General features: G+C 72.2%; 5 protein-coding genes, 1 tRNA gene and 1 pseudogene. 5 read left to right on the top strand and 2 right to left on the bottom strand.

Annotated elements, in window-relative coordinates:
• Nucleotides 1-782, top strand: a pseudogene (locus PV363_RS14790) (hypothetical protein); the annotation flags it as partial.
• Nucleotides 783-811: 29 nt separating this feature from the next.
• Here the strand turns inward: PV363_RS14790 and PV363_RS14785 are convergent.
• Nucleotides 812-906: transfer RNA gene (locus PV363_RS14785), tRNA-Sec, on the bottom strand.
• A 75-nt stretch (nt 907-981) separates the two neighbouring features.
• On the opposite strand from PV363_RS14785, the gene selA reads away from it, so the two are divergent.
• The 3 genes from selA (at nt 982) to PV363_RS14770 (ending at nt 4,892) form a co-directional block, all read left to right on the top strand.
• A complete protein-coding gene (selA, locus tag PV363_RS14780; protein WP_301022713.1) occupies nt 982-2,328 on the top strand; it encodes an L-seryl-tRNA(Sec) selenium transferase in 1,347 nt (448 codons plus the stop codon).
• Nucleotides 2,329-2,360: 32 nt separating this feature from the next.
• Entirely contained in the window at nt 2,361-4,148 is a 1,788-nt protein-coding gene (locus PV363_RS14775; RefSeq protein WP_220346649.1) for a SelB C-terminal domain-containing protein, read from the top strand.
• A 222-nt stretch (nt 4,149-4,370) separates the two neighbouring features.
• Nucleotides 4,371-4,892: a hypothetical protein gene (locus PV363_RS14770; protein ID WP_220346648.1), complete on the top strand. Its 522-nt coding sequence runs from the start codon at nt 4,371-4,373 to the stop codon at nt 4,890-4,892.
• A gap of 8 nt (nt 4,893-4,900) precedes the next feature.
• Here PV363_RS14770 and PV363_RS14765 read toward each other — a convergent pair whose 3' ends face one another.
• Nucleotides 4,901-5,509: a TetR/AcrR family transcriptional regulator gene (locus tag PV363_RS14765; protein WP_220346647.1), complete on the bottom strand. Its 609-nt coding sequence runs from the start codon at nt 5,507-5,509 to the stop codon at nt 4,901-4,903.
• Nucleotides 5,510-5,631: 122 nt separating this feature from the next.
• On the opposite strand from PV363_RS14765, the gene PV363_RS14760 reads away from it, so the two are divergent.
• Nucleotides 5,632-6,092: ABC transporter permease (locus PV363_RS14760; protein ID WP_301022712.1), on the top strand; the 461-nt coding region annotated here is incomplete at its 3' end.

Raw genomic sequence — 6,092 nt, 5'->3', positions numbered from 1 at the left:
AGGGACTGCCCGACGTTATCGCACGGTTCGATGCTCTTCTGCGATTCGCCAGCCTCCGCCTGGGCCGCCAGCTCGGCACCGAGGTGGTCCCGGTGCTGTCACGCAAGGAGCAGGCTGATCCCGCCCTGCGTGCCCAGGCGCTGACCACGATGCTGTGTCAGAGCGGGCAGCTGTCCGGCGCAATTCGTATACCTGACACCGTTGGTCAACTCGTTGTTACTGCTGACCTCCGCGCGTCCAAGGTCACCTGCCACGTCAACGTTGACGCGCCCCGAGAAGGACGGCCCAGCACCAGGGTCAAATGGCTGGTGCGGCAGCTGAAGGCCGCGCCGGACTCCGTGCGGGTCGAAACCTTCACCGCCCACGCTCGCGGCTCCAGTGCTGCTGAGCTGCTCGGCGTCGTCCGGGCGGACCCCACGGTTCTGGTTGTGGATCCGGCCAGAGAGATCCGGTCGTTCCGTCTGGCCCTGATCTCGCCGATGGGCACCACGCGCGGCCGTGGCCGTGGGTCCTTCATCGACTCGGTATTGAAGGCCTCCGATACGTTCTACGCCGACGTCCTTCAGTACCTGAAGCCGTGGGCGGCACCCCCACCGAAGCTGCGTCCGACCGGTCCACATCCGCCCAACGAGGAGCCAACGAAGCGTCCGAGCCTCAGTTCCACTGATTACTCCTCCCAGGACGGCACCGAGGCTGTCGAGCCGACACCGGCAAACGCCAACCAGGTCGGGTCCACTGATGTCACGCACGACGACGAGGCGGCGCCAGCGTCTAATGGCTGACCCCAACGGCTGAGTTAGCGGGCGGGCGGTGGCGGAGGCGGACGGGAATCGAACCCGCCGGACCCAGCGACTGGGTCCCTACGGTTTTGAGGACCGCGCCCGTCACCAGACGAGGAACGCCTCCCCACGCACCGCGACCACTGTATCGACCACCGCTGTGTCGACCACCGCCCTCTCGTTTGGGACACAATGCCGATCAGTGGACCGCACGAGCGTCGAGGAGGACCACGTGGAGACAGACCCGCGGCGGCGTACGCCGCGCACAGACGCCGTGCTGTCCGACGAGCGGCTCCGCAAGGCCGCGGACCGGCTCGGTGAGCACGTGGTGAAGCAGACGGTCAGGGCGACGCTCGAACGCTGCCGCGCGGGTGAGCTGGCACCGGAGGACGTCGTGGGGGCCGCGGTCGACGCCCTGCCGCCCGCGGCCACCAGCCTGCGTCGGGTCGTCAACGCCACGGGGATCGTCGTGCACACGAACCTCGGCCGTGCGCCGCTCTCCGATGCCGCGGTCGAGGCCCTCGGTGTCGCTGCCGGCGCCACCGATGTCGAGCTCGACCTGGCGACGGGTCGCCGCGGACGGCGGGGCCGCTCCGCGCGCGGCGCGCTTGCCGCGGCGGTGCCCGAGGCGGGCGGCGTGCACGTCGTCAACAACGGTGCCGCAGCGCTGGCCCTCGTCACCTGCGTCCTCGCCGGACGCGGAGGCACGGTCGTGGTCGCGCGCGGGGAGCTGGTCGAGATCGGGGACGGGTTCCGCATCCCCGAGCTGCTCGAGTCGGTCGGCGCGGTGCTGCGCGAGGTCGGGACCACGAACAGGGTCCGGCTGGCCGACTACGAGGCGGCCGTGGCTGAGGACCCCGACGGCACGGCCTTCGTCCTCAAGGTCCACCCGTCCAACTTCGTCGTCTCCGGGTTCACCTCCTCCGTGCCCGTCGAGGAGCTCGCGACGCTCGGGCCTCCGGTGGTCGTCGACACGGGCTCCGGTCTGCTGCGCCCGCACCCGCGGCTGCCCGACGAGCCGAGCGCGGCGGCGGCGCTGCGCTCGGGAGCCGACCTCGTCACCGCCTCGGGCGACAAGCTCCTGGGCGGACCTCAGTGCGGCCTGATGCTCGGGCGTACCGACCTCGTCGAGAGCCTGCGCCGGCATCCGTTCGCCCGTGCCGTGCGTGTCGACAAGCTCACGCTCGCGGCGCTCGAGGCCACGCTCGTCGGGCCCCTCCCACCGGTCGTCGCCGCCCTCGAGGCGACTCCCGCACAACTCGCCCTGCGGGCCCAGCAGCTGGCCGATCAGCTCGGTGACCTCGGCCTGGACCCGCCGCCCGAGGCTGTCCCCTCCGTCGCCGCCGTCGGTGGCGGTGGTGCGCCGGGTGTCGAGCTGCCGAGTGCCGCGCTCGTGCTGCCCGCGCGGCTTGCTGGTCCGCTGCGTGACGACCCGTGCGTCCCGGTGGTCGGGCGGGTCGAGCGCGGCCGCCTCCTCCTCGACCTGATCGCGGTCCAGGAGAGTGACGAGGCCGACGTGCTCGCCGCGGTGCGACGCGCCGCTCGCTGACAGGGCCGGGCGACTCCTGCCAGAGTGGTCGCGTGCACGTCGTCGCCACAGCCGGCCACGTCGACCACGGGAAGTCCACGCTGGTCGACGCGCTCACCGGCATGCGTTCTGACCGGCTCCGGGAGGAGCGCGAGCGCGGACTCTCCATCGAGCTGGGATATGTCTGGACGTCGCTGCCACAGGTGGGTGACGTCGCGTTCGTCGATGTGCCGGGCCACGAACGGTTCGTCACCACGATGCTCGCCGGGATCGGACCAGTTCCCGCCGCGATGCTGGTCGTCGCCGCCGACGATCCGTGGATGCCGCAGGCTGCCGAGCACCTCGCGGCGCTCGACGCCCTGCAGGTCAGTCATGGCGTGGTCGCGGTGACCCGGGCCGACCTGGCCGACCCCCGTCCGATGATGGAGCGGGCTGCGGCGGAGGTGGCCCGGACGGCGCTGCGCGGAGCGCCCGTGCTCGCGGTGAGTGCTCCGACGGGCGACGGTCTCGCCGAGCTGCGCGTTGCCCTGGGCGACATGCTGGCGGCGGTGCCCGCCCCCGACCCAGGTGCCGACGTGCGGCTGTGGGTCGACCGCCGGTTCACCGTGCGCGGCGCCGGCACCGTCGTCACCGGCACACTGCCGGAAGGCAGGCTCGCACCGGGTGACGAGCTCGAGGTGCACGCAGCGAGCGGGGTCGGAGCCGTCAGGGTGCGGGGCCTCCAGGCGCTCGGTGGCTCCGTCGACCAGGTGATGGGCACGGCCAGGGTGGCCCTCAACCTGACCGGTGACGGAGTGGGGTCGATCGATCGTGGAACGGCACTGGTGACCCCCGGCGCCTGGCGGCCCACCACGGTCGTCGACTGCAGAGTCCGGGGCGAGCCCGGCCGCCTCCCCGACCTCCCTCTCCTCCACGTAGGCGCCACCGCGGTGACCGCCCGTACCCGTTCCCTGGCCGGCGAAGGCGGAGACCTGGTGCGGCTGAGCCTGCGCGCGCCGCTCCCGCTCCGGGTGGGTGACCGCGCTCTGCTGCGTGACCCGGGGAGCCGGCGGATCTGGGGCGTCGACGTCCTCGACCCTGTCCCGCCGCCTCTGCGACGACGGGGCGCCGCCGCGGCGCGAGCCAAGGTTCTCGCTCCTCTCACCGCGACACCCGACCTGGCCGCCGAGCTCGACCGGCGTGGACTCGTCGAGGCCGATCTCCTGCATCGCATCGGTGTCCCCACCAGCCCACCGCCGCTGGGCACGGTCGAGGCCGCCGGCTGGTTCATGTCGCGGACGCGGGCAGAGGAGGCGGCCGTACGCGTCACCGATGCCGTCGCGACGCAGGCCGCGTCCCGGCCACTCGATCCAGGCGTGACCCCACGTGCCCTCGCGGACCGCCTCGGACTTCCGGCCCCCGAGCTGGTGCTCGCCGTCGTACGCCCTCCCCTGGCCGTCAAGGACGGTCGCGTGGTCCCCGGCGACGCCGCCGCGACGTTGCCGCCAGACGTCGAGCGCTCGGTCCGCGCGCTGGAGGCAGACCTCGCCGACGCCCCGTTCGCTGCTCCCACCGCCGGACGCCTCGCCGAGCTCGGTCTCGACGACCGTCGTACGGCTGCCGCCGCCAAGGCGGGACGGCTGCTGCGCCTTGCTCCCGGCGTGGTCCTCCTTCCGGGCGCGGACACGCTGGCGGCACGGCAGCTCGCCGACCTTCCCCAACCCTTCACCACCAGCGAGGCGCGACAGCGACTGGGGACGAGCAGGCGCGTCGTTCTGCCGCTGCTCGACCACCTCGACAGGGCCCGCCTCACGCGGCGGCTCCCCGACGACCGTAGAGAGCTTCTCTCAGCGCCGAGGTGACTGGTCTGCGCTCTCCGTCTGCTGCAGCATCGTTCCGTGCTGCGAGCAGGACTGACGTCGCCACGGGACGCTGATCAGCACCGGCCAGACAACCGACCGTGTCCATGAGGCCCCCTGCTCGGCCGACCGTTCCGCCACCCGCCCCGTCAAGAACACCTCAGGACGCATCAACACGGCGTCTGGAGGCAGGACCTCGGCCTGCGGATCGGGCACGGTGCAAAGGTGAACAGATACGCCGACATCGACGCTCTCCTGCGGAGCAGCAGTCACGCCTTCCACGATGCGGTGCGTGCGGCGCTGACCGGGGACCGGGAGCACGCAGGCGCGGTCCTGGCCGGTTCGCAGGCGCGGCACGACCTCGCCCGCGCGGCCGAGGAGACGCTTCGAGAGCGGACGTGGGTGCCCGCCCCTCAGCTCGCGCGCGAGCTGCAGCTCATCAGCGGGATCGTCCGCGTCGCCACCGTGACCGACCGGCTCGCCGCACAGGTCGTCATGAACCCCGAGCCACCAGGCCCGTGGCTGGCGCTCGAACTCACGGTCCTGCTCGATACCGGCGATCGTCGCTTCCGCCAGCTTCTGGACACCGGATCGACGGCAACCCTCGACCCATCCAGCCGCGGCTGCGCGGCGGGGCTCTTCGAGGTCGCCGACCACTCCGTCGGTGACGCCTCCCCGACGGCTGCGCTGTGCGGGGTGCTGGCAACGGCCCTGCTGCAGGTCTCGCGTCAGGCCGCGGCGGCGTGACGCGACGACTACGGCTCGGTGATCGGCGCCTGGAGCATCCCGGCGATCGCGTCACAGAGGAACGTCCCCGCCTCCGTCCAGCGCGCGGGCTCACTCGACCTCGCCGCGCGCTCCTCGATCTCCGCACAGGCCGTGCTGACGGCGTGGGCCACCAACCTGGCCCTCGCCTCGACGATCGAGCGGTCGAGGTACGCCAGCCGGTCCGCGACCGAACCGACGATCTGCGGGGTGCTCGAGAAGATGCCGGCGCCGCCGCGCGCCAATGCTCTGATCTCGGGGTCGTGGACGGCCTGATCCAGGAAACGGGCTCGCCATGACGGGGTCGGGAGGTCGGCGAGGGAGTCGACGAGAGGGATGACGAGGGCGCGGATGTCCCCGAGCAGCGAGTCGGACTGTGCGTACAAGCGCTGCTGCGCCGGCTCGACGGCGGCACGGTGCCGGTCCAACAACGTCTGCAGGAGCCCCGTTCGGCCACCGAAGTAGTAGTGGACGGCGGAGTGGTTGCTGTTCCCCGCGGCTTCTGCGACCTGCCGGTCGGAGACGGTGTGCACGCCCTGCTCGGCGAACAGGCGTTCGGCTGCATCCAGCAGGTGGTGCCGGGCGTCAGGACGGGGCATCGCATTCTCTCGCTCGGCGCTGTGACGGGCGGCTCACGTATCGCCCTCACGATAATAAGCCACGTGACTTAGGGTAGGGCGCGCGGCCCACTCCGTGCCGACCGCCTCTCGAGGAGATGACCTTGGCGTCCAGCGTCGAACCAGCACTGCCGGCTCCCACCGACCCGGCGACGAAGTACCCCCCTCCGCCACCGGAGACGCCGGCCGAGCGCAAGGGTCGCCTCGTCGCCCTCTTCGTGATGCCGTTCCTGATCGTCACGATGATGTACGCGACGTACATGGGCACCATGCACAGCCCGCACGCCCGGGACCTCCCGGTCGCCGTCGTGGGCGCGGACGCCACCGCTCAGCAGTTCGCCGACGATCTGCAGGAGAGCTCCGGCGACGCGCTCGAGGTGCGCACGGTGGACACGCTGCCCGAGGCGAACGAGCTCCTCCGCGAGCAGGAGATCGCCGGCGCGATCGAGATCCCCGCCGCCGGCGGGAGCGCGTCGATCCATCGCGCGCTGGCTGCTGGCGCGTCACAGGCGACGCACGTCGACAAGGCCCAGACGCCCCCCGCCGCCCCCCCGGGGGTGGGGGG

Source organism: Mumia sp. (genome assembly GCF_028803055.1).
Taxonomy (GTDB): Bacteria; Actinomycetota; Actinomycetes; order Propionibacteriales; family Nocardioidaceae; genus Mumia.
Note: the sequence above shows the minus strand (reverse complement) of the source record. Positions and strands in the feature narration are given on the sequence as shown.